This is a genomic window from Nitrospira sp. CMX1 (genome assembly GCF_054902215.1).
Genome location: NZ_JBUBKD010000078.1, coordinates 1 through 22,462 on the forward strand (window position 1 = coordinate 1; position 22,462 = coordinate 22,462).

Consider the following 22,462-nt stretch of genomic DNA (forward strand, 5'->3'; position numbering starts at 1 on the left):
CCCCCCCCCCCCCCCCCTCTCCCCCCCCTCCCCCCCCCCCCCCCCCCCCCCCCCCTCCCCCCCCCCAGGGTCATATAGTGGAGATCTCGTGTACGGTCGGTCACCGTTTCTTGCGGCTACCTACTGATGTCTTGGGCGACGGCCTCGCTCGCTTTGACAGCGATGTTGGCATCTTGGGGGACTTCACCGTCTTGACACGCGCAGCCGCAGTTTTCTTGGATGTGGCTGGCTTGGCAGATGCTTGGGCGATCGCTGCCTGTGCCGCCGCCAACCGCGCAATTGCCACGCGGAATGGGGAACAGCTGACATAATCCAACCCCAATTGATGACAGAACTCGACGGAACTGGGATCGCCGCCATGTTCACCGCAAATCCCCAGCTTAATATTCTCTCGCGTCTTGCGCCCGCCCGCAATCGCTTGCTCCATCAGTGACCCGACACCTTCTCGATCAAGCACCGCGAAAGGATCCGAGTCCATGATCTTTTCGGTCCTATAGAAGTCGATGAACTTGGCCGCATCATCGCGCGAGAAACCGAATGTCGTCTGCGTCAAGTCGTTCGTCCCGAAGGAGAAGAACTCCGCCTCCTGCGCGATCCGATCAGCCGTTACCGCCGCACGCGGCAACTCAATCATCGTCCCGACCAGGTAATTCAACTTCACGCCGTAGCGTTTCATCGTCTCTTGGGCCACTTCTTTTACCAAGTCTTTTTGCGATTTCATTTCGGAAACCATACCGACGAGCGGGATCATGATCTCCGGCACGATCTTCTTCCCTTCCTTCGCCAACTCACAGGCCGCCTCCATAATCGCCCGGGCCTGCATGCGCGTGATCTCCGGCATCGTAATCCCGAGCCGACAGCCCCGAAGCCCGAGCATCGGATTGAACTCATGGAGTTCTTCGACACGAGTCAGCAAGCGGCGTTTCTCCTCGAGTTTCGGCCCGTCGTTCGCCGTCAATTCCAGCTGCGCGATCTCCACCATCAATTCTTCCCGCTTGGGCAAGAACTCGTGGAGCGGCGGATCAAGTAAACGGATCGTGACCGGAAAGCCTTCCATTTCCCGATAGAGACCGATGAAATCTTGTTTCTGCAGCGGCAGCAGCTGATCGAGGAATTTCTCACGCTCTTCCTTCGTCCGTGCCAAGATCATCTTCTGCATGATCGAGATACGATCTTCGGCGAAGAACATATGTTCGGTCCGGCACAATCCGATGCCTTCAGCCCCGAACCCCCGCGCAATCTTCGCCTGATCCGGCACATCGGCATTCGCCCGGACGCGCAACCGACGTTCGGCATCGGCCCATGAGAGCAACGTGGCAAACAGCTGGTACTTCTCGGACTTCTTGGCATCCAGTTTCCCTTGCACCACTTGAATGATTTCCGACTCCACCACCGGCACATCACCGTCATACACATTCCCGGTTGATCCGTTGACGGAAAGATAATCTCCCTCGTGAAACACTTTCGAACCGATCCTCACTGATTGGGCATCGATCACCTGGACCGCCTCGCAACCGGCCACGCAGACCTTCCCCATCTGCCGTGCCACCACGGCGGCGTGCGAGGTCATCCCGCCACGTGCCGTCAAGAACCCGGTTGCCGCGTTCATGCCGTGAATATCGTCCGGGCTGGTTTCGTCGCGAACCAACACCACGCGCTGACCGGCCGCTTTCATTTCCACCGCACGATCCGGCGTCAGCGCGATCTTCCCCGCTGCCGCGCCTGGCCCGGCCGGCAGCCCTTTCCCCAATGGCGTCGAACTGGATTCGACCTTTGAGTCGAAAATCGGGTAGAGATATTGGGCTAATTGATCGGGACCCACACGCTGCACGGCTTCTCGCTTCGTGATCAGTCCTTCTTTCACCATCTCGACCGCGATCCGAACGGCTGAGATGCCGGTACGCTTCCCGACGCGCGTTTGGAGCATGTAGAGCTTGCCCTCCTGGATGGTAAATTCCAGGTCGAGCATATCTCGGTAATGTTTTTCGAGCTTCTTATAGGTGTGTTCGAGTTCCTTATAGGCAGCCGGGACATTCGTGGCCAGCGCGGTGACCGGCAGCGGCGTTCTGATGCCGGCGACCACATCTTCGCCCTGGGCGTTCATCAGACATTCGCCGAAGAATGTATGTTCACCGGTATTCGGGTCGCGAGTGAAGGCCACACCGGTTCCGCTCGTGTCCCCCATGTTGCCGAACACCATCGCGACGACATTGACCGCAGTCCCCCAATGGTCGGGGATCCCGTTCAACCGCCGATAGGTAATCGCCCGTGCGCCGTTCCACGATGAGAATACCGCGTTGATCGCCATTTTCAATTGCTCATTCGGATCGTCCGGAAAATCTTTCCCGGTTTCCTCCTTGACCAACGACTTGAATCGTCCGACGAGGTCTCGCAACGCCCGCGCGTCCAATTGCGTCTCGTGCGTGACGCCCATTTCCTCTTTCTTATGGTTCAGGATCGCTTCGAAATGTTCGCGAGGAACCCCCATGACGATGCTGCCGAACATCGTGACGAAGCGACGGTAACTATCCTGAGCAAACCGTTCGTTCCTTGTCTTCGCAGCCAGTCCCTCGACCGTCTTCAGCGTGAGCCCTACGTTGAGTACCGTATCCATCATGCCGGGCATCGAAGCACGCGCACCGGATCGCACCGACACCAGCAGGGGCTTCTCGGGATCGCCGAACTTCATCCCCATGGACCGCTCGACACGTTTCAGCGCGGCCAGTGCCGTGTCCCACATCCCCGGCGGATATTTCTTCCCCTGCTTGTAGTATTCGATGCAAGCTTCTGTGGTGATGGTAAAACCAGGTGGGACGGAGATACGGAGATTCGTCATCTCGGCCAATCCCGCACCTTTTCCGCCGAGCAACTCCTTCATATTGGAGGTACCCTCGGCTTTTCCGTCTCCGAAGTAGTAGACGTATTTCTTTGCCACGTGACTTCTCCTTCTCGTAGGATGCTGAACAAATCCGCCAGCGGCGTTCTGGTGTCTCTCAGCAGCCTTGTTGGACAGCCTGTCTGAGCATCCGGAAGTTATCTGGCGTTAACACCGCACCGAGAACCTCGGCCATCGCTTCAATACGAACCAAGTTCGCCGCAGCTTCCCAAGAACGCGCGGATCAACGAGCGGGCGACGCACGATGACCGTCGGTTGATTCCAGGTGCATACAATAGCGATTCACCAAGAACCACTTCGCTCGGACACCTCCGATAATAATGACGGTGACAAACAACAGCAGCAACAATAATCGATAGTCAGCCTGCACCGAGCGATCGACATAGTACTGGCCGTCAGGCCCCTTCTTGAGCTTCGTGTCGGGCTGAAGAGAGTGGGGCGTGCCGCTCGGGTCGGACAGATTCAGCCATTCCGAACAAAGCCTGATCGGTTCGCTCGCCCCAGGCAACGATTGCCACGATAGCCGAAGGCACACATCGTGTTTCGCATCGAATAGATCGGGGGACTTGACCAGGTCATCCAAGTTGATGCCGCTCATTCTGAATCCGATGAAAAGCACCGCGTTGCAGCCGACGATCAGCGCAAGCGAGACCACCAAAGAAAATCGCCGGATCTTCACCGCCCGACGGCATTCATCCGTCATCGGCTGATCCATGACCACTCCGGTGGGATACGCCCCTCAGTAAAGTCCGCCCGCGTATTGTCCGGTGCGACCTACCTACCGCCCTTGTACCACAATCTGGGAGAAGTCCGCGAATGACATGAACAGATCATCGACTTCCTTGAGCAGGGACAACCGATTGCTGCGGACGGTCTGATCATCGGCATTGACCATCACACCGGCAAAAAACTCATCAATGGCCGGCTTGAGACGGACCAACGCCTCCAGCGCCCGATCATACTCCCCGACTTGAATGGACGCCTCGATCTGTTGATGCTCACCCCTCACAACCTGATGCAGCGCTGACTCAGCCGGATGTTGAAACCGTGCAGCGTCCACGGGCTCTCTGGTCCATTGTTCTTTTTCGACAAGGCGGTGCGCCCGCTTAAACCCAACGATCAAGGGATCGAAATCTGCTTTTGTGGTCACAGCTACGAGCGCTCTCATCTTCTGGACGAGATCAACGAGATCAATCATCGAACCGTGGGCCTGTTTCAATACCGACTCGATCACGTCATCGCGTAACCCGTACACAAGTCGTACATAGTGTCGAACCCGTTCGAACAGAAAATCTTTGATTCGCTGCCGCTCCACCTGTGAGGAATCTCTCCCCCCCTTGAACCCGTCGCCGACAACCAGGTTTGTCGCCTGATCGATCAGTTCGGCAAGATTCAGCCTCAACATCCGCTCCAGGATGATGCGCACGATCGCCGTGGCATGCCGCCGAAGCGCGAACGGATCTTCCGATCCTGTCGGAACCAGCCCCACATGAAAGAATGCCGCGATGGAGTCCAGCCGATCCGCGAGTGAGAGCGCCTGTCCTGCCTCAGTCTCCGGCAATTCCCCTTCAATAGCCTTAGGGAGATACTGCTCCCGAATCGCCTGCGCGACTGCCGTTGATTCACCGTCATGCCGAGCATATTCGCCGCCCATGATCCCCTGTAATTCTGGGAACTCTCCCACAATGCCGGTCAGCAGATCGGCTTTGGAAAGAGATGCCGCACGTTCGGCAATTTGTCGCAGCTGTGTCTGACCGGAAAAGCTCTGCTCAGCGATAAACCCCGCCAGTTTACTGACCCGCTCTTGTTTCTGGGCCATTGTTCCGAGTTTCTGATGGAACGTCACCCCTCCCAACTTCTTTGCCCGCTCTTCAAGGCGAACCTTTCGATCTTCATCAAAAAAGAACTTGGCATCAGCCAATCGCGCAGCCAGCACCCGTTCGTTGCCTTCACGGATCAGGGACATATCCTTGGCTCGGTTGTTTGCCACGGCAATGAAATGGGGTGCCAGCTTACCGGTCTGCTTGTGCCGTAGCGAGAAAAATCCCTGATGCTCTTTCATGGAGGTGATGAGGATCTCCTCGGGCACATCCAAGTAGGCCTCTTTGAACGACCCTATGATTGCGGTCGGTTGCTCGGTCGAGTACACGGCTTGGTCGAGTACGGTTTCGTCTTGATTCAGCTGCAAGCCGGCCTTGTGGGAAATTGCGGCAATCTGCTTCTCGATCAATGTGCGGCGATGCTGCGGATCGACGATGACGCCCTGACGCGCCAAGGTACTATGATAGGAAGCAGCATCGCGAACCGACGCCCACTTCCCTCCTCCCATGACCCGATGCCCCTTTGTTTGGTTGGATGCAGTAATGCCAGCAGCCTTGATCGGTACGACCGAACCCCCATAGACCGCCACCACCCACCGCACCGGACGGGCGAACCGAACACCGGTTTCATTCCACTTCATCGCCTTGGGAAACGAGAGGGTTGCCACCAGTTGCGGCAGTATCTCGATCAATAGAGCGGCCGTGGGGCGGCCTGCTTCATGTTTCACTGCAAACAAATACTCGCCTTTGGGCGTTTGTCTCACTTCGAGATCCTGAACCGCAACACCCTGACCTGCGGCAAACCCAACAGCCGCTTTGGTTGGTTGGCCGGTTTGGTCGAATGCAACGGACTTGGATGGCCCCATCGCCTCTTTGGTCACGGACGTCTGTCTCGCCGCCAAGCCATCGACCACGACCGTCAGGCGACGTGGCGTACCTACCGTACGGACCGACTGAAGGGTCAGTCGTTGACCGGAAAACAGTCGCTCAGCGGATTCCTTGAGTGCGGCGAGTGCAGGAACGATGAACTGGTACGGCAACTCTTCCACGCCGATTTCCAGCAGCAGCTCCGCCACGGAAGGTCCTGACACCTGTTTGCCTTTTTTCGGGGCGGCACTCCGTCGTGCGATTTTCTTCCGAGTCCCCATAGCGGGTTATCGCCGTCCTGCTCTGGCCTTCGAATGGGCCTTGCCGGACCTCGCGACATTCTCCTCACGGTTCAACAGCGGATGGCCCATCGCAGCCCGTTCCTCGATATAGCGTTCAGCGCACTGCCTGGCCAAGGCCCGTACTCTGGCGATGTACCCTGTCCGCTCCGCGACACTGATGGCCCCCCGCGCATCCAAGAGATTGAACGCATGGGACGACTTGATGCAGTAATCATAGGCGGGCAGCGTCAGTCGCTTGTCGGTCTGGGCCAACAGTCGCTTGCATTCCGCTTCATACGACTGAAACAGCTGCATCAGCATCGGCACATCGCCCTCTTCAAAGTTGTATCGCGATCCCTGCACCTCGGTTTCATGGTGAATATCGCCATACCTGATCGAGTCCGTCCAAGCCAGATCAAACACATTGTTCACTTGCTGCAAATACATGGCGATCCGCTCGGTCCCATACGTAATTTCTCCGGTGATAGGACTCAACTCAATCCCGCCGATTTCCTGAAAGTAGGTGAATTGGGTGATCTCCATCCCGTCCAAACGCACTTCCCAGCCTAAGCCCCAAGCACCTAAGGTCGGCGACTCCCAATCATCCTGCATGAAACGGATGTCGTGTTGCTTGGGGTTGATTCCCAGTCGGGCCAGGCTCTCCAGATAAAGCTCCTGGATATTGTCGGGAGCCGGTTTCAGGACGACCTGATACTGATAATAATGCTGCATGCGATTGGGGTTTTCCCCGTAGCGGCCGTCCGTCGGACGACGACAGGGCTGCGCATAGGCAGCGCGCCAAGGCTCCGGACCAAGTGAGCGGAGAAATGTGGCAGGATGAAACGTCCCGGCGCCCATCTCCATATCGTACGGTTGGTGAATGACACAACCCTGATCGGCCCAGAAGCGATGGAGGGTAAGGATCAGTTCTTGGAACGTCACTGAATCTACAGCCTGGCCAGGGGAGATGATCTGATACTTGCCTGTGAGACAGGACGTCAAGCTAGCAAGAACGCTTTTGCCCTGTCAAGGAACAAGCCGGTTCCGATCGACGATCTGGCGTCCGAGCCGACGTTGCACATCAACACAAGACCCTGCACCGTTCCCTTGAGATTTTTGAGATTGACGTGAGTAAGAGGTTTCTCCTATTGTACAAATTGTTGACAAACTTACTCTTAATTTAAGTTGATATGAAACTCTCCAAGAAAAGCGAATATGGTCTCCGAGCGTTGCTCGAGCTCGCGACGACTTATGGGAAGGCCATGCTCCAACGCCAGGAGATTGCGGCCCGCCAACATATCCCCATCGAATTCTTGGAACAGATTCTTCTCATGCTCAAACGTGCCGGACTGGTTTCAAGCCGCCGCGGGATGAAAGGCGGATATGCGCTCATCAAGCAACCCAAAGACATCACCCTGGGTCAAGTCATCCGGATCCTCGACGGCCCGCTCGCACCGATCAGCTGTGTCAGTAAAACGGCATACCAGAAATGCAACGAGTGTCCCTACGCGAACACCCCTCGCTGTCCTGTGCAGGAAGCCATGGGCACCGTCCGTGATGCCATCGCCGGGATACTCGATCACTATTCGCTGGCCGACTTTGCCGCAGGCGATCGGAGAGGGTAAGCACTCATGGATACGGTCGTTCTGGTTTTGATTACGTTTGTCGCCGCCACGGTCAATGGTGCACTCGGATATGGCTTCTCCTCCATTACGGTTCCTATTGCCCTGGTGTTTTACACCAATCGAATCCTCAACCCCGCCCTTGTCCTGGTTGAATTGGTCATCAATGCCTATGTGCTGTTCGTAAACCGGAAGAGTATTCCCAACGTCTTCTGGCGCGTCGCCCCAATTCTTGGTGGCCTGGCAGTGGGAGTCGGCATCGGGAGCTATCTCCTCTTTTTGGTACAACCGGCTTGGATCAAATTCGTCACCTATTTTTTCCTGTTGCCCTTGATTCTCCTCCAAGCCGCAGGCATTCGGAAGCCTATCCGCGCGGAAAAAGCCATTGCCGTCCCATTCGGACTTGGACTGGGCACCCTGTATTCCGTCACGACAATTTCCGGCCCGCCGTTAGCGCTCCTCTTCAACAATCAAGGGTACCCCAAACAAGACTTCCGCGCCGCTCTGGGAATCATTCGTTTAGCGGAGTCGTCGCTGACAGCCATTGCCTACGGTTTTATCGGCTTCTATAGTGCAGGCAGTCTGGAAATTATCCCTTACATTATTCCGAGCATTATCATCGGGATCCCTCTTGGAACCTATATCATTCACCTGATGGACCCGGAAACTTTTCGACGTATTTGCATGGCATTCGACGGCCTGGTGGTGGGATTCGGACTCTCCCGCGTCTTGGGGGAACTCGATCTGGCCTCGCCGATGACCACGTACGGCATCTTGTCCATCGTAATCTTGATCAATGGGTACCTGCTCTTTCGATTTTTCAGAGATCGTGGTGATCCCACCTCCGCTCCGTCCTAGTTCTTCTGACCCATCACCCCTCACAGCTCCTCTCAAGGGACATGCCCAGTTCACTTCATTGACCTCTCTCAGGCAATTTGCTAACGTCACGCTATTTTTGTAGTTTCCGAAAAGAGGGCAGTACACGGCTTACGCAGTTTGACATCTATCTCTATCTGAAAGGATTCCGCTATGGCCGGTTCAGTGGCTTCGTCCGAACTCCTCACCGCCTTACACAACAAAGCAACCCAACTCAGGATCGACAGTGTGCGAGCCACGAGCGAAGCGGGCAGCGGACACCCTTCGAGTTGTGCTTCGGCGGCGGATCTCGTCGCCGCCTTGTTTTTCTCCGTCATGCGATACGACCCGCACAATCCGAAAGCCCGCAATAGTGACCGCTTTATCCTTTCAAAAGGGCATGCCGCTCCGCTCTTATACGCAGCCTGGGCCGAAGCCGGGCTCTTTCCGACCAGCGATCTATTGAAATTGCGTACGCTGGCGTCCGACCTGGAAGGACACCCGACTCCCCGCTTGCCATTCGTCGATATGGCTACCGGTTCGCTGGGACAGGGACTTTCTGTCGGAATTGGGATCGCACTGAATGCAAAGTTCGTCGATACACTAGACTATCGTACCTATGTACTGATGGGAGACGGTGAATCAGTTGAGGGATCGGTTTGGGAAGCCGCCGAAGTCGGGTGCCACTACGCGTTAGACAATCTGTGCGCCATCGTGGATATCAATCGATTGGGTCAGAGCGACCCCACCATGCTGCAGCACGACATGGAGGCCTATCGTTCCCGATGGGCCGGATTTGGGTGGCATGCGATCGTCATCGACGGCCATGACATTGAAGCCATTCTCAAGGCATTCTATGAAGCCGCACACACAAAAGGACGACCAACTGTCTTGTTGGCCAAAACGTACAAAGGCAAGGGTATTTCCTTCATCGAGAATAAAGCAGACTGGCATGGGAAACCACTGAAGAAAGGTGAGGAATTGCAGAAGGCCATCGACGAACTGACTCAACAGTTACGTCCGAACAGTACGGCAATCCAGATCTCCAAACCATCGGCTCCAGCCAGCCCTTCGCTGTCCAGCGAAACCATGCCGGCAGCTCCATACAAAATCGGTGACTCCGTTGCGACACGCGAAGCGTTCGGAGCGGCATTGGAAGCCCTGGGGGCTGTGCATCCCCTCACCGTCGCGCTGGATGCCGACGTCAAAAATTCGACATATACCGACAAATTTGGGAAGAAGTTTCCCAATCGATTCTTCGAAAATTTCATCGCAGAACAAAATATGGTGGGAGCTGCCGCTGGTTTGGCTGCCTGCGGGAAAATTCCGTTTGCTGCGACGTTCGCCTGCTTCTTAAGCCGGGCCTACGATTTTATCCGCATGGCGGCCGTCAGTGGCTCAAACATTAAGCTGGTAGGAACCCACGTCGGCGTCAGCATCGGCGAGGATGGCCCCTCACAAATGGGGCTGGAAGATATCGCCATGATGGCGGCACAGCCCAATGTGACCGTGCTCTATCCTTCCGATGGAAATTCGACCTATCACCTCGTCACGGCTGCGGCCCAACATAAGGGAATGGTCTATGTCCGAGCAAGCAGACCGAAGAACCCGGTGATTTACGGAGCAGACGAGCGTTTCCATATCGGCGGAAGTAAAGTCCTCCGGCAAAGCGCAGCGGATGTGCTCACCATCGTGGCGGCTGGCGTGACACTGTTTGAAGCCTTGAAGGCCTATGACCAACTCAAAGCAGCCGGCATCGCCGTCCGTGTCATCGATCTCTACAGCATCGCCCCGATCGATAGAACAGCCTTGCTGGAGAGTGGACAAGCGACCCGGCGCCGGATCCTCACGGTGGAGGATCACTATGCCCATGGAGGGCTGGGCGATGCCGTCCTCAGTGCCGTGAGTACCGAAGGGATGTCCATCCATAAACTCGCCGTTCGCGAAATTCCACACAGTGGGAAACCGGATGAACTCATCGACCATTACGGGATCGGCGTGCGATCCATCGTGGAGGCTGTAAAGGCCATCGTCAAATAATGTTGAACTTCAGATCATGCGCCAGGGTCCCTTCACCTCATTGCTGTCCAACATCATGGCTTATCCGATCCTTCGGAAGCACAAGAGGCCTCTAGGGCACGGTTCAACACGATTGTACGATACCCAATTATTCGGCTACGAAGGCACCCCCGCCGTATGACGTTTTCACATTTTCCTAAAAAAACTGTGCTATAGTTTATGCCGATTGGATCAATACGTTGAACATGTCGCTCGACGTCAACACAGAAGACAGGCAGGTCATCTTACAACTCAATAGGAGGGACGAATGACGAGAAGGATTATCAGTGTCTCAGTATTGGCAATGGGATGTGCCCTGATACTTTCAGGCGGTGTAGCCTCAGCCGAAGATCTCTCGCCCATCGCTCCGGTCCCTGCGGACTATGCGGGCAAACACATGCCTGCGGGTGGATGGACCGATCCGAAAGCCATCGAAGAAGGTGGAAAGATTTATCGCGGCGAGTTCAATACCGACATCAACTGCGCCAGCTGCCATGGTAAGGACGGCAAGCCGGTCAAGAAGGGTGCACGGGACCTCCGCGACCCGAAGAATACGACGCGGTACTCAGACAGCTATTGGTACTGGCGTGTATCGGAAGGGATCCCCAAGACGAAAATGAAAGCCTGGAAGGGACTCCTGTCGGAACAGCAAATTTGGCAGGTTATCGCCTATCAGCACATGTTCTCACACGACGGGAAGCCGTCCGACCATTCGGATTACAAGCCGTAATTAGTCAGGCTTTGATTCAATAGAAAAGAGGGGGAGAAGCGGTGACCCGCTTCTCCCCTTCTCATATTTCAGGACACGCAATACTCCACCCAATCCGTCAGGCCGGGTTCGGAGCCACGAATACCAGCACTTTGAGCCGCTGGGTCGTGTGGTTCTTCACGCCGTGCTCTTCTCCAGCAGGGGCAAGCGTACCTTGCCCAGCCTCAAGCATGCGGCGTTCTGAGCCAACCTGAAATGTCCCCTGCCCTTCCAGAACAATGTAGACCTTGTCCTGATGGCCATGGACATGGCCTTTTTGCTCCTGACCTGCCTCGAAGCAGTAGATATCGCAGAACAAACGCTCGGTTTGAAACAGATTGTTCTTCTTCATTTTGTCGCTGGCAAACTGTTGACAGTCCGCCAGCGTGATGACCTTCATCATGGGCACTCCATTCACGTCACGTGCATCAATGAAATTGAATGTTAGGGCATACGCGATAACAGCTTCTGATAAGATTGTTTGAGCTCCTGCAACGCGCTGTTCATCCCACCCTGCACATCCTGCCACTTCTTATCAGTGGCCTGTTTCAGCTCATCGAGCTTTTCTCTTACTCCGTCTTTCTTTTTTTCTAATTCGTTGAGCGACTTCTGCAACTCCGCGCGCGTCGCTTCAGACGATTTTGTCACCTTCCCCCGCAATTCGGTGATTTGCCGTTGGAGCGCCGCCAACTCTTCTTGCGCCTTCCGCTCAATCGCCTCCTTCTGCTGGACGGTATACTCCTTGGTCGCCTCGAGCGTCTCACGGGCCTCCTTAACGATCTTGTCCGTCCCAGTCGTCGACTCAGCTCCAACATTCTGACAGACCATCAAACCGGCTATCGGCACCCAAAACACAGCTCTCCACCATGGACATCGCATCGCCGCTGCCTCCTACAAAGAGGTCAGTATAATCAGGACTCAAAGCAAAGTCACGACTGCTAAACTTTCTAAGGTAAGCAACCGACAAAGCACTGTCGTAAACAGCAGGATCACAACCTGGGAGCCTCTCCATGCCATCTGAAGCACAGCCGGCTGGGACTCAACTCGAACAGCTTGAACAGGCTCTCGCACAGAATATTACGACCGGCAATGTCGAACTTCCACTCCTACCACAAGCCGCCAGCCGCGTCATGGCGCTCGCATCGGACCCCAATGCCGATGCGGCAAAACTCTCATCGCTGATTCATCAGGATCAGGCCCTTGCCGCACACGTCTTACGAATTGCCAATTCTCCGGCCTATATGTCCCGTAGCCCTGTGGTCTCACTCCAACATGCGGTCGCTATGCTCGGCATGACCTTGTTGTCTGAGATCGCGTTTACCGCCTCCCTGAAAACTGGGGCTTTCAAGGTTCCTGGGTTTGAAGACGACGTCAAACGACTCTGGCGGCACTCGCTTGCCAGCGGCGCATACGCCAAAGAAGTAGCCCGCATGCGTCGTGTGAACGTCGAAAGCGCGTACTTATGTGGTCTCCTCCATGCCATCGGAAAACCGGTCATCTTGCGTACGGTCACCATGCTGGCGCAGGAACGCCGCCTTCCACTCGATAAACCTCTACTCTACAGCTGGGTGGATGGCTATCATACTCAAGTCGGCCTCCTCATCGCAGACAAGTGGGGCCTTCCCAAGCAAGTCGCAGCCGCCATTCAATACTATGCAGACTACGACCATGCCACGGCCTTCCGTCAGGAGTGCTTACTCACCTGTGTCGCCGATCGGTTGGCCAGCCACCTTCTCAGTCCGGACGAGATGCCGGAGGAGACACTTCGTGACCATCCCGTGTTTGCCGAACTCAACCTATACCCCCAAGACATTGACCAGCTCATGAAGATGAATGACCATGTGCTGACCATTGTGAATACGATGAACCTATGAGCACACCAAGTACTTATGACATCATTGTCATTGGCGCCGGTCCTGCCGGTCAAAAGGCCGCAGTTCAGGGCGCCAAGGCCGGCAAACGAGTCGCCCTCATTGAACGAGAACGAGGCATCGGCGGGAGCTGTGTCTATCGAGGAACCATTCCCAGTAAAACGTTGAGAGAAAGCGCCCTCCACCTCGATCGGCTCAAACGGGCTGGTGAAGCGTTGCAGTTCAACCTGAAACCGGACACTCAAATTTCAACACTCCTCAGCCGACTTGAAGACGTCGTGCAGGCCCATGATTCATTCATGAGCAAGCAACTTCGCCGAAACGGCATCTCCTTGTTCCATGGACGCGCACGATTCGTCAACGCCCGTACCATTGAGATGCAAACCGTCGACGGGGCACAGCAACAATTCACGGCGGGCACGATCGTCGTTGCGACCGGGTCACGTCCAAGAAACCCACAAGAAATTCCGGTCGACCATGAGCATATTCTGGACAGCGACTCGCTCTTGTCGATGATGTACCTCCCCCAATCCTTGACCGTGGTCGGAGGTGGGGTCATCGGCTGCGAGTATGCCTCGATCTTTGCCCTGCTTGGGGTTGAGGTCACGCTGATCGACCGTGCCACATACCCGCTGCAATTTATGGACAAAGAACTCGTCGACCAGTTTGTCAAAGGTCTTGAAAGTTATGGCAGCCACTATCTCGGCGACAGCCACATCGCCGACGTGCGATGGGACGGGATCACCCATGTCGTAACCACGCTCAAGAGTGGGGCCATCATCAGGAGCGAAAAAATGCTGGTCGCTCTCGGTCGGCAAGCGAATATTGAAGATCTTGATCTGGATGCAGCTGGTATCTCCCTTTCGGACAAGGGATTGATCCCCGTGGATCAGTTTTGCCAGACCAATATCGAACAGGTATACGCGGTTGGAGATATGGTCAGCGGCCCTGCACTCGCCTCCAAGGCCATGGAACAAGGACGACGCGCCGTTCGACATGCTCTCAATCTCCCCGTTGGTGATGCCGCATCCACCATTCCATTGGGCATCTATACCATCCCTGAAATGTCCAGCATTGGACTGGATGAGAGGGGTGCCAGAGAACGGTATAAGGATCCGCTCATTGGCCGAGCGAAGTTTGAAGAAATCGCCCGTGCACAGATCTCCGGTGGTGGGAAAGGGCTCCTCAAGATGATCGCCGATCCGGCGGGTGAGCGGCTCCTCGGCGTGCAGGTCGTAGGCGATTCTGCGACGGAATTGGTCCACATCGGACAACTGGCATTACAAAGCGGTGTAACGATTGAATCTTTCATCGACAACGTCTTTAACTTTCCGACCTACGCCGAAGCCTACCGCATCGCTGCGCTGGATATCCTTGGCCAAGTAGCCAAACGCCAACAGGCCAAAGCTGCGTAGTAGCGGACCCAACCATTCACACCCCCTAAATCACATCAAGAGATCGACTCCATTGGCCGATATCGCCTTGCAGGCTCTTATCCACGGAGGAAGGCACGAAGTTGTTCACTTTGAGGTTTGTCCTAACTATGTCCACGACGTTAGTCTCGTGGCTACTCACAGCCGTGGGGAGCGTCCCCCTGGAAGGGTCGGTGGTCCATGCTGCAGGGACCACCCTGCCGAATGACACTACTGTCCAGGACCTCACCGAGTTGAGGCTGGAGGAATTAATGACGATGGAGGTGACCTCCGTCTCGAAGAAAGCGCAACCTCTGTCGCAAGCGGCCGCCGTATTCGTCGTCACCCAGGAGGACATCCGCTGATCCGGGGCCAACAGCATTCACAAGGTACTCCGAATGGTGCCAGGCCTGCATGTGGCCCGCATCGACTCCAACAAATGGGCAATCACCTCACGTGGATTCAACGACCGCTTTGCCGATGATTTGTTGGTCCTGATGGATGGCCGAATGGTGTACTCCCCACTGGTAGCCGGTACGTTCTGGGAAGTCCAAGACACACCACATGGCGGCAAGATCGGTCAGGACTTCAATTTTCGTGTCTACGGAAAAGCCTTTGAGCGAGATAAGAGCTTCGGCTCTGAAGGGGCCCAGGACGACTGGCGTATGGGGCGCACTGGGTTTCGTGTCGGTTGGGATCTCGCGGCGAATGACTCCGTGACGGTCCAAGGAGATTACTATCAGGCGAACTCATCGCACTTTTTTACCTGACTCCGGAAACCGGCTCGAAAGTCCCTCCTTTGAGATTGCTTACTGCGGCAACGGTACGCCTTGCCGGAAACGGCACCCCTCACGAAACAGCCGGAACCACAACCAGCCGTACTCAGAGCTCACGTCCTTCTCGCTGAAGACAATCCTGTCAATCGAGAAGTCGCATTGGGGATGCTGGAACTCCTAGGTTGCCGCGTCGACATGGCCGAGAATGGCCACCAAGTTGTTGAGGCTGTCTCGAAACACCACTAGAATCTGGTGTTGATGGATTGTCAGATGCCGGTGATGGACGGATTTGCCGCCACCGCAGCCATTCGCCAACACGAAGCCGCGAGCGGCAGCGGCCAGCATGTTCCCATCATTGCCTTAACGGCAAACGCGATGGAAGGCGATCGGGAGAAGTGTCTGGATGCTGGAATGGACGACTATCTCTCGAAACCGTTTTCGCAGGACAGCTTGCAGGCCACCATACGTCGGTGGGGCAACACGAAGCCGACGGATTCTCTGCCCAGTTCTCAGACACTCGATGAACAGATCGCCCCAACAACTCCCTTAGGAATTCCCATCATCGATGACGCCGTCTGGGAGAATCTGCTGGCCATGGAACGAGCAGGCCGCTCGCACCCCCTGCACAAGATTCTCTCACTCTATCTCTCAGATTCCAGGCGACTCATTGAAGTGATTCGTGATGCGATCCAGGCAGGAAATGGAGCCGCGCTCACAGATGGGGCGCACCAATTGAAATCAACAAGTGCACAAGTCGGGGCTCTCGCCACCAGCTTTCAAGCAGGAGAAATCGAGCGACTCGCGCGACAACAGCAACTGGATTCCGCCGCCCATCTGCTGAATCCGCTCATAGAAAGCGTCGAGCTGGCCTGCAAGATATTTGAAGCTAAGATCCGGGGGCGAGCGGCGTGACTTCTTCGCCGCGGTGGAGTTATGCGGCCTCACCATCGTCTTTCGCCTTCTGGTAGGGTTCTTTCTCCAATTCCGTCGTCATCGCGCGAAGCCTGGCCCATTCCTCTGCTCCAAGATTCACAAATTCACATCCAAAACTACCGTCCCGATACCACCTGACAATCGCGTGAGAGATCACGATGGGAGACTCGTGATCAGACACGTGGACCCTCAGCTGAAAAACCGTGCCCGGATTCACTTCAACCAAACTTCGGATGCGGCACCCCCGAATGGACAGTTCATTCAATGTCCCATCGCCGGACAGACTGTTCGTCGAGATGAATGAACTCCGAAATCCAACAGGGAATCTACGATCTCTCCGTTGCTCCATGGGCCTCTCTCCTCTTCCAGAACCGACGTCCATTGTGTCTTCCCTCTCTGACGGGGTTCTGGTGCAGCGTCAGAGGTATCTAGGCTGCACGTCTCCCTCGCGTAGAGGCATCAGCCCGAGGGAGCAGTTGCACAAATTCTTCTGCCGGCATCGGACGCCCAAAGTAATGTCCTTGCGCTTGATCACAGCCCTGTTCACGAAATATCTGCAACTGCGCTTCGGTTTCAATGCCTTCAACCAACACTGTCAGGTTCATGCTATGCGCAAGGGAGACAATCGCGCGGGAGATCGACACATTGGCGACATTCTGAGGCACATCGCAGGCGAATGATTGATCGATTTTGAGCATGTTCAAGGGAAACCGTTGTAGATGGCTCAAGGAGGAATACCCGGTTCCAAAATCGTCGATCGACAGTCTAACGCCCATCGCCCTTAACTGCTGCAACATCTCAATGGACGTTTCGACGTGGCGCATCGCAATCGACTCGGTCAGCTCTAACTCCAGAAATTCAGCATCAAACTGGGTCTCTTCCAAGGCTCGGGAAACGGCGGCCGTCAACGAGGACCCATGAAAGAAGGAATTTGAGATGTTGACCGACACCCGAATGGGGGCATAACCGGCATCCTGCCAAGCCTTGCCTTGCCGGCACGCCATACCCAACACGGCTTCATCCAACTTTCGAATCATGCCCGTCTCGTTGGCAACAGAAAGAAACACGGCCGGCATCAATAAGCCACGCAAGGGATGCTGCCATCGGACCAATGCCTCCGCACCGACGATCGTACCGGTCTGCATGTCCACTTGGGGCTGGTAATGCACGACAAGCTCGCGATGATCCAGCGCCTTTCGCAACTCATTTTCCATCTCAAGCCGTTCTGCAGCCATTGAATTCATGGTCGCCGAGTAAAACTGTGCGTTGTTCCGACCTCGCTCTTTCGCTTGATACATTGCGACATCGGAACTCTTCAGGAGTTGATCCACTGAGTCCCCATCGGTCGGAAAGATCGCAATCCCCACACTGGTGGTCACCGCAATTTCATGACCGTCGATCAAGAATGATCGTGCCAGCGATTCCAGAATACGCCTGGCAACCAGGCCAGCATCCTGAACCTGCCGGATGTTCGTCAACAAGACTGTAAATTCGTCTCCCCCCAGGCGAGCCAATTCATGGCCCTCGCCCTTCTCCACCGGCCGACTGACGGAATCGCTGTGCCTGATCGATTCCGCCAAGCGATCTGCAACCTGTTTCAATAAGAGATCGCCGATGTTATGACCTAATGTGTCGTTGATGACTTTGAACCGGTCCAGGTCAAGAAACAACACGGCAAGCGTGGATTGGTAGCGACGTGCATGGGCGAGAGCCTGCGTGACACGATCTTTGAATAAGACGCGATTCGGCAACCCGGTCAGACTATCGTAATAGGCCAACCGATGGATTTCCCGCTCTGAGCGTTTCCGTTCACTGATGTCTTTGGCCGTCCCCACGATCGCCACGGTTTTCAGCAGATCATCAAAGACCGCCTCAGCCTGTAGATTCACCGTAAACTCACCCCCATGTGGAAACACAATGCGGTGATCGATGTCGCAAGGTTTCCGCTCCGCAAGGATCAATTGCAGAGCTCGGTCAACCAGATCACGATCATCCACATGGACTATGTCAAGAAACGCCTCTTTCGTCCCTCGAAAATCTTCCGATCGAATTCCCACCAGCCGACAAAGTTCCGAGGACACGAGAAATTTCCCGGTGGAGGGATGCCATTCCCAGTTACCGATCTTGGCAATCCGTTGTGCCAATCCCAGGCGTGCCTCGCTACGGAGCAATGCATTAAGCATGAGGCTCCCTCGCAGCATATACCGAACTCGATGGCTGAGGATCGTCGCGTTCGTCGGTTTGGCGATGAAATCCGTGGCGCCGTACGCATAGGCACGGCCGATCGAGTCTTCATCATCCAAACCGGTCATGACCAGGATCGGCACACGTTTCCCCTCTACCGATTCCCGCAGCTTCATACAGGCGGCAAATCCATCCATGACGGGCATGACCACATCCATGATGATCAGATCGGGACGCCGCGCGGAAAACTGCTCTAAGGCATGCGCCCCATTTGATGCTTCGCATACCTCGAACCCGGCCTGCTCCAAAGCCTCGCGCACAAATATTCTGATCAGCTCGTCATCATCCACGACGAGGACGACGGCCGCTCCTGCTTCATCTACTCCTGGCATCTCCCGCTCGGTCTCACTCCGAAGACTTCTCGTTGGTCGTCCCTCTGGACGACTCATGCCGCTACCTTCTCCAAGAGTCCCCGGGGCGTTCGGCTGAGGGACTGATGTGCTGTTTCAACCTGATTGGTTACTTCCATACACAAGAAACGCGGTCCACGCCTCGTGCGACGACCGAAGAAGGTCGAGAGTTGGGGCGATGGGTCTACATTGCCCATGCAGCAATGCATTCCAGCGGAGAATGTGAGTCGCTTCAACCTATGCACTTGGGCGCACAAGGAATGGATATTCCTCTTAGAGATTCTATCTCAATCAGCCCTCCGCCACACGTTCGACCATTCGGTTCTCTGCCCTGACACCTGACGATACCAGCAATTTTTGACGCGTAAAGAATTTGCCGAAAATTAGCTTCGCATCGTTGTGCAAACCAGCTGGGAGATTTCGTATGCTCAGGAAGAGCGCTGATTCTTTGGCGAGGCACTGCCCAGCACAACACCCACTATGTGGGAATAGCTTTGCACGCATGCTGAAAGACACAAGCGGGATTCGAACGAACGCACGGAGGCCTGCTCACGACACAGCTCAGCGAGCGGCGCGCTCAGCCTGTATCTCTTTTCGTGGCACAAGAGGACTATCCTTTGATGTTCCCGATCGGACGGAGTTCCGCCACTTTTTTGGTAATACCGGCACGATCGACGGTCTCGACGACGTCAGAAATATTCTTGTACGCAAACCCGGCTTCTTCCGCCAAGCCCGACATTGAGACGGCTTTGACAAGAATCCCCCGCCGTTTCATCTCTTGCTGCAGCTGCTCGCCACGAATCGATTTTTTGGCCTGGGCCCGTGACATCGTCCGCCCAGACCCATGCATCGTGGAACCGAATGTCTCATCGACAGCCCGGTCCGTGCCGACCAGGAGATAAGAGCCGGTCTCCATTGACCCACCACAGATCACCGGCTGACCGGTCTTCTGAAAATCCCATGGCAAATCCGGACTGCCCGGGCCGAACGCCCTGGTTGATCCCTTGCGATGGACCAGCAAATCTCCTTCGGGATAGCGCTCGACCTTGGCGATATTGTGCGCCACATCATAGATCAACTCCATGCCCAACTCTTCAGCCGACGTCCCAAACACGGCGGCAAACGCTTCGCGAATCTGATGGGTGATGACCTGTCGATTGGCAAAGGCCGTGTTGGCGGCACAGTTCATGGCCGAGAAATAGTCCTGCCCTTCCGGCGAACGGAACGGAGCACAGGCCAACTGCTGGTCTTTGACGGAAATCCCATATCGCCGCATCGCCTTCTCAAAGACTTTGAGATAATCGCTGGCAACCTGGTGGCCAAACCCGCGGGACCCACAGTGGACCATCACCACAACCTGATCTTGGCCGGTGATGCCCAACGCAGTCGCCGTCTCAGAATCGAACACGCGATCACTCGAGACAACCTGAACTTCCAAATAGTGATTTCCGGATCCCAGTGTCCCTAACTGGTTGATCCCTCGCCCCACCGCATGGTCGCTGACCTTCGAGGAATCGGCACCTGCGATACAACCTCCTTCCTCAATGTGCGCGAGATCCCGATGCCAGCCATAGCCTTCCTCAATGCACCAGCGAGCGCCTCGTGTCATCACTCCTTCGAACGCACCTCGACTCAACCGAACAAATCCTGCCGCCCCAACTCCGGCCGGCACACGGCGGAATAATTCCGTCATCAGCCGTTCCAGTTTCGGCTGCACATCGTCCAGGGTCAGATCCGTACGAATGAGGCGCATCCCGCAATTGACGTCATACCCCACCCCTCCAGGAGAAATAATTCCAGACCTGGTATCAAACGCGGCCACGCCCCCGATGGGAAACCCATAACCCCAATGCCCGTCCGGCATGCAGAGCGCGTAGCGCGCAATGCCAGGCAGACAGGCCACATTCGTCACTTGATCGAAGACGCCACGGTCCATCGCCTGTAAAATACCCGGCGTGGCATAGATCCGTGCCGGGACCAGCATACCGGCTTTCTCAGTGACGGGGATCTCCCACACTTCATCGGTCACCCGATCAACTCGCATATCGGTATTCAACTTCATACGTCGACTACCACCCGGGCATACCAGCGTGCTCCCTGCTGCTTCACTTCATAGAGATGCTTCGTGACACCCTTCACATCATTGTGGAGTGTCTGTGTTGTCTGGTCCACAGGAGCGCCACGCAGGACAGCCGTAAGGATCCATGTGGGACCTTCTTGAATGACGGACAAGTCCGCGTCATGGAACACCACCCCCGCTGCGTCTTTCCAATACACCAGATCCGACAACCATTCAAAGAGGAGATCCGCGACATCTTCGCACACGTGTTCAATTTTGCGTTCCCATGTCACTGCCACTGATAAAGGATCGGCCAGTGTTTCAAGTAACGCGTCGGTCGCGGCACGAAACAGCTCCTCAACGGAGTCACCCTCCGCCTCAAACGCAAGGTCCGCCACCGCAATATCGTCGAGGAATCGAAACGAATGCGCCATCAAAGGAAGCAGAATCTCAGAAGAGCGGATGTCAGTCGAGCACGAATTGCTTCGGGAAGTTCGTCAGATTACGGCAGCCATCTTTCGTCACGAGCACCATGTCTTCGATGCGAACCGCGCCCAATCCAGGATAGTACAGGCCCGGTTCGACCGTGACTACGTGCCCTTCCTGAAGGAGTGACCCCGTTCGGCTGATGCGAGGTGCTTCGTGAATATCCAGCCCCACACCATGCCCTGTCCCATGAAAATACCCCTGCATGCGTCCGTTCACCAGGCCTGTCTTGTACCCGGCCTTCTCGAACCGTGAACAGATACCTTGATGGATCTTCATGCCGTCGGCGCCGTCCTTGATTTTCGTGATGGCTTCTTCCTGCGCATCTTTCACCGTGCTATACAGCCGCTTGAGCTCAGCGCTCGCCGTCCCACGTATCACCGTGCGCGACATGTCGGCAAAATAGCGACTCGAGGCGGAGCGGGGAAACACATCGAAAATAATGCTGCGATGAGCAGGCAACGGTCCGCTCCCTTCATTGTGGGGATCACAGGCCTGTTCCCCACCCGCCACGATCGTATGTTGGGCGATACAGTCCCGTTCCATGAGCTTCACGTTGATGAACTTCTTCATCCGTTCCGAGGTCATCGGAAGACCATCCAACCACAGCTGCGCACCCTTGATCTCGGCCCGGCGCAACATCGCATGGGCCGCGGTCACGGCTTCCTCTGTGGCTCGTTGTGCCTCTTCGATATGACGCACTTCTTCCGGCGTCTTCACCACACGCTGCTCATAGAACGGATCCGACTTCGGTTTGAGGCTGTAGCCTCGCTCCTGTAATCGGGCTGCATGGATGACCGGAAAATTCGCGGGCACCGACAGGCGTCGGATCTTCGACTCTTTCAAGACCACATGGACGATATCCACGGCGGTCGGGGCTTTGATGCCTTGCTTCTTCGCCTTCTGCTCGATCTCAGAATACGACAGTACTCGATCCACCGATGCCTCAGATCTGGCACGATCCATTTCCAGATCGCTCATGACCATTACCCGTTCACCTCGGATTTCGAGATAGATGAAGGGATCGGGAGCCATGAATCGCGTGGCATAGTACAAATTCGAATCCAGTTCACTGGCAGCAATGAACAGAGTAGCCACTTCAGGTTGAGAGATCGTACTGCGTTTCATGGATAACTAGCGGAGCAGTGGCACCGAGTAGACCATCTGAGACGATCGGAGTACAG

20 protein-coding genes are annotated in these 22,462 nt (G+C 55.6%); 9 read left to right on the top strand and 11 right to left on the bottom strand.

The window, feature by feature from the left end; translation table 11 throughout:
- Positions 1-100: 100 nt before the first annotated feature.
- From ppdK to ACYX34_RS19465, 4 genes are all read right to left on the bottom strand, one after another.
- The gene (gene ppdK, locus ACYX34_RS19450) at positions 101-2,935 is read right to left on the bottom strand and encodes a pyruvate, phosphate dikinase (protein WP_462078234.1); all 2,835 of its coding nucleotides are present in this window, start codon (positions 2,933-2,935) and stop codon (positions 101-103) included.
- A gap of 184 nt (positions 2,936-3,119) precedes the next feature.
- Complete coding sequence (locus ACYX34_RS19455) at positions 3,120-3,611, bottom strand: hypothetical protein (protein ID WP_462078235.1); 492 nt, start codon at positions 3,609-3,611, stop codon at positions 3,120-3,122.
- Between the two features lie 63 nt (positions 3,612-3,674).
- A complete protein-coding gene (gene glyS / locus ACYX34_RS19460; protein ID WP_462078236.1) occupies positions 3,675-5,864 on the bottom strand; it encodes a glycine--tRNA ligase subunit beta in 2,190 nt (729 codons plus the stop codon).
- A 6-nt stretch (positions 5,865-5,870) separates the two neighbouring features.
- Entirely contained in the window at positions 5,871-6,806 is a 936-nt protein-coding gene (locus tag ACYX34_RS19465) for a glycine--tRNA ligase subunit alpha (protein WP_462078237.1), read from the bottom strand.
- 248 nt (positions 6,807-7,054) lie between these two features.
- Here ACYX34_RS19465 and ACYX34_RS19470 point away from each other — a divergent pair, with 248 nt between their 5' ends.
- The 4 genes from ACYX34_RS19470 to ACYX34_RS19485 all read left to right on the top strand — a co-directional run bounded on the left by ACYX34_RS19470 (position 7,055) and on the right by ACYX34_RS19485 (position 11,129).
- Positions 7,055-7,489: an RrF2 family transcriptional regulator gene (locus ACYX34_RS19470; protein ID WP_462078238.1), complete on the top strand. Its 435-nt coding sequence runs from the start codon at positions 7,055-7,057 to the stop codon at positions 7,487-7,489.
- A 6-nt stretch (positions 7,490-7,495) separates the two neighbouring features.
- Entirely contained in the window at positions 7,496-8,344 is an 849-nt protein-coding gene (locus tag ACYX34_RS19475; RefSeq protein WP_462078239.1) for a sulfite exporter TauE/SafE family protein, read from the top strand.
- 171 nt (positions 8,345-8,515) lie between these two features.
- Positions 8,516-10,381: a transketolase gene (locus ACYX34_RS19480; protein WP_462078240.1), complete on the top strand. Its 1,866-nt coding sequence runs from the start codon at positions 8,516-8,518 to the stop codon at positions 10,379-10,381.
- Positions 10,382-10,667: 286 nt separating this feature from the next.
- The gene (locus ACYX34_RS19485; RefSeq protein ID WP_462078241.1) at positions 10,668-11,129 is read left to right on the top strand and encodes a c-type cytochrome; all 462 of its coding nucleotides are present in this window, start codon (positions 10,668-10,670) and stop codon (positions 11,127-11,129) included.
- A 97-nt stretch (positions 11,130-11,226) separates the two neighbouring features.
- Here the strand turns inward: ACYX34_RS19485 and ACYX34_RS19490 are convergent, their stop codons facing one another.
- A complete protein-coding gene (locus ACYX34_RS19490) occupies positions 11,227-11,550 on the bottom strand; it encodes a cupin domain-containing protein (RefSeq protein ID WP_462078242.1) in 324 nt (107 codons plus the stop codon).
- Between the two features lie 41 nt (positions 11,551-11,591).
- Positions 11,592-12,026: a sll1863 family stress response protein gene (locus ACYX34_RS19495; protein WP_462078243.1), complete on the bottom strand. Its 435-nt coding sequence runs from the start codon at positions 12,024-12,026 to the stop codon at positions 11,592-11,594.
- Between the two features lie 131 nt (positions 12,027-12,157).
- Here ACYX34_RS19495 and ACYX34_RS19500 point away from each other — a divergent pair, with 131 nt between their 5' ends.
- From ACYX34_RS19500 to ACYX34_RS19520, 5 genes are all read left to right on the top strand, one after another.
- On the top strand, positions 12,158-13,021 hold the full coding sequence (locus tag ACYX34_RS19500; RefSeq protein ID WP_462078244.1) for an HDOD domain-containing protein: 864 nt from the start codon (positions 12,158-12,160) through the stop codon (positions 13,019-13,021).
- Complete coding sequence (gene sthA, locus ACYX34_RS19505; RefSeq protein WP_462078245.1) at positions 13,018-14,433, top strand: Si-specific NAD(P)(+) transhydrogenase; 1,416 nt, start codon at positions 13,018-13,020, stop codon at positions 14,431-14,433. The genes ACYX34_RS19500 and sthA overlap by 4 nt, the downstream gene beginning before the upstream one ends.
- A 128-nt stretch (positions 14,434-14,561) precedes the next feature.
- Positions 14,562-14,795 (top strand): hypothetical protein, encoded by a 234-nt coding sequence (locus ACYX34_RS19510; protein ID WP_462078246.1) that lies wholly within the window; start codon positions 14,562-14,564, stop codon positions 14,793-14,795.
- Positions 14,796-14,828: 33 nt separating this feature from the next.
- Positions 14,829-15,200 carry a hypothetical protein gene (locus ACYX34_RS19515; protein ID WP_462078247.1) on the top strand — a complete coding sequence of 124 codons (372 nt, stop codon included), beginning with the start codon at positions 14,829-14,831 and terminating at the stop codon, positions 15,198-15,200.
- Between the two features lie 264 nt (positions 15,201-15,464).
- Positions 15,465-16,118: a response regulator gene (locus tag ACYX34_RS19520; RefSeq protein WP_462078248.1), complete on the top strand. Its 654-nt coding sequence runs from the start codon at positions 15,465-15,467 to the stop codon at positions 16,116-16,118.
- A 19-nt stretch (positions 16,119-16,137) separates the two neighbouring features.
- Here the strand turns inward: ACYX34_RS19520 and ACYX34_RS19525 are convergent, their stop codons facing one another.
- From ACYX34_RS19525 to ACYX34_RS19545, 5 genes are all read right to left on the bottom strand, one after another.
- Positions 16,138-16,488, bottom strand: coding sequence for a PilZ domain-containing protein (locus ACYX34_RS19525; protein WP_462078249.1), 351 nt, complete (start codon positions 16,486-16,488; stop codon positions 16,138-16,140).
- A 79-nt stretch (positions 16,489-16,567) separates the two neighbouring features.
- Entirely contained in the window at positions 16,568-18,772 is a 2,205-nt protein-coding gene (locus tag ACYX34_RS19530) for a putative bifunctional diguanylate cyclase/phosphodiesterase (RefSeq protein WP_462078250.1), read from the bottom strand.
- A gap of 571 nt (positions 18,773-19,343) precedes the next feature.
- On the bottom strand, positions 19,344-20,795 hold the full coding sequence (locus ACYX34_RS19535) for an RtcB family protein (RefSeq protein WP_462078251.1): 1,452 nt from the start codon (positions 20,793-20,795) through the stop codon (positions 19,344-19,346).
- A complete protein-coding gene (locus ACYX34_RS19540; RefSeq protein ID WP_462078252.1) occupies positions 20,792-21,226 on the bottom strand; it encodes an archease in 435 nt (144 codons plus the stop codon). Before ACYX34_RS19540 ends, ACYX34_RS19535 begins: the two co-directional genes overlap by 4 nt.
- Before the next feature lie 31 nt (positions 21,227-21,257).
- Positions 21,258-22,406, bottom strand: coding sequence for a M24 family metallopeptidase (locus ACYX34_RS19545; RefSeq protein ID WP_462078253.1), 1,149 nt, complete (start codon positions 22,404-22,406; stop codon positions 21,258-21,260).
- Positions 22,407-22,462: the final 56 nt, after the last annotated feature.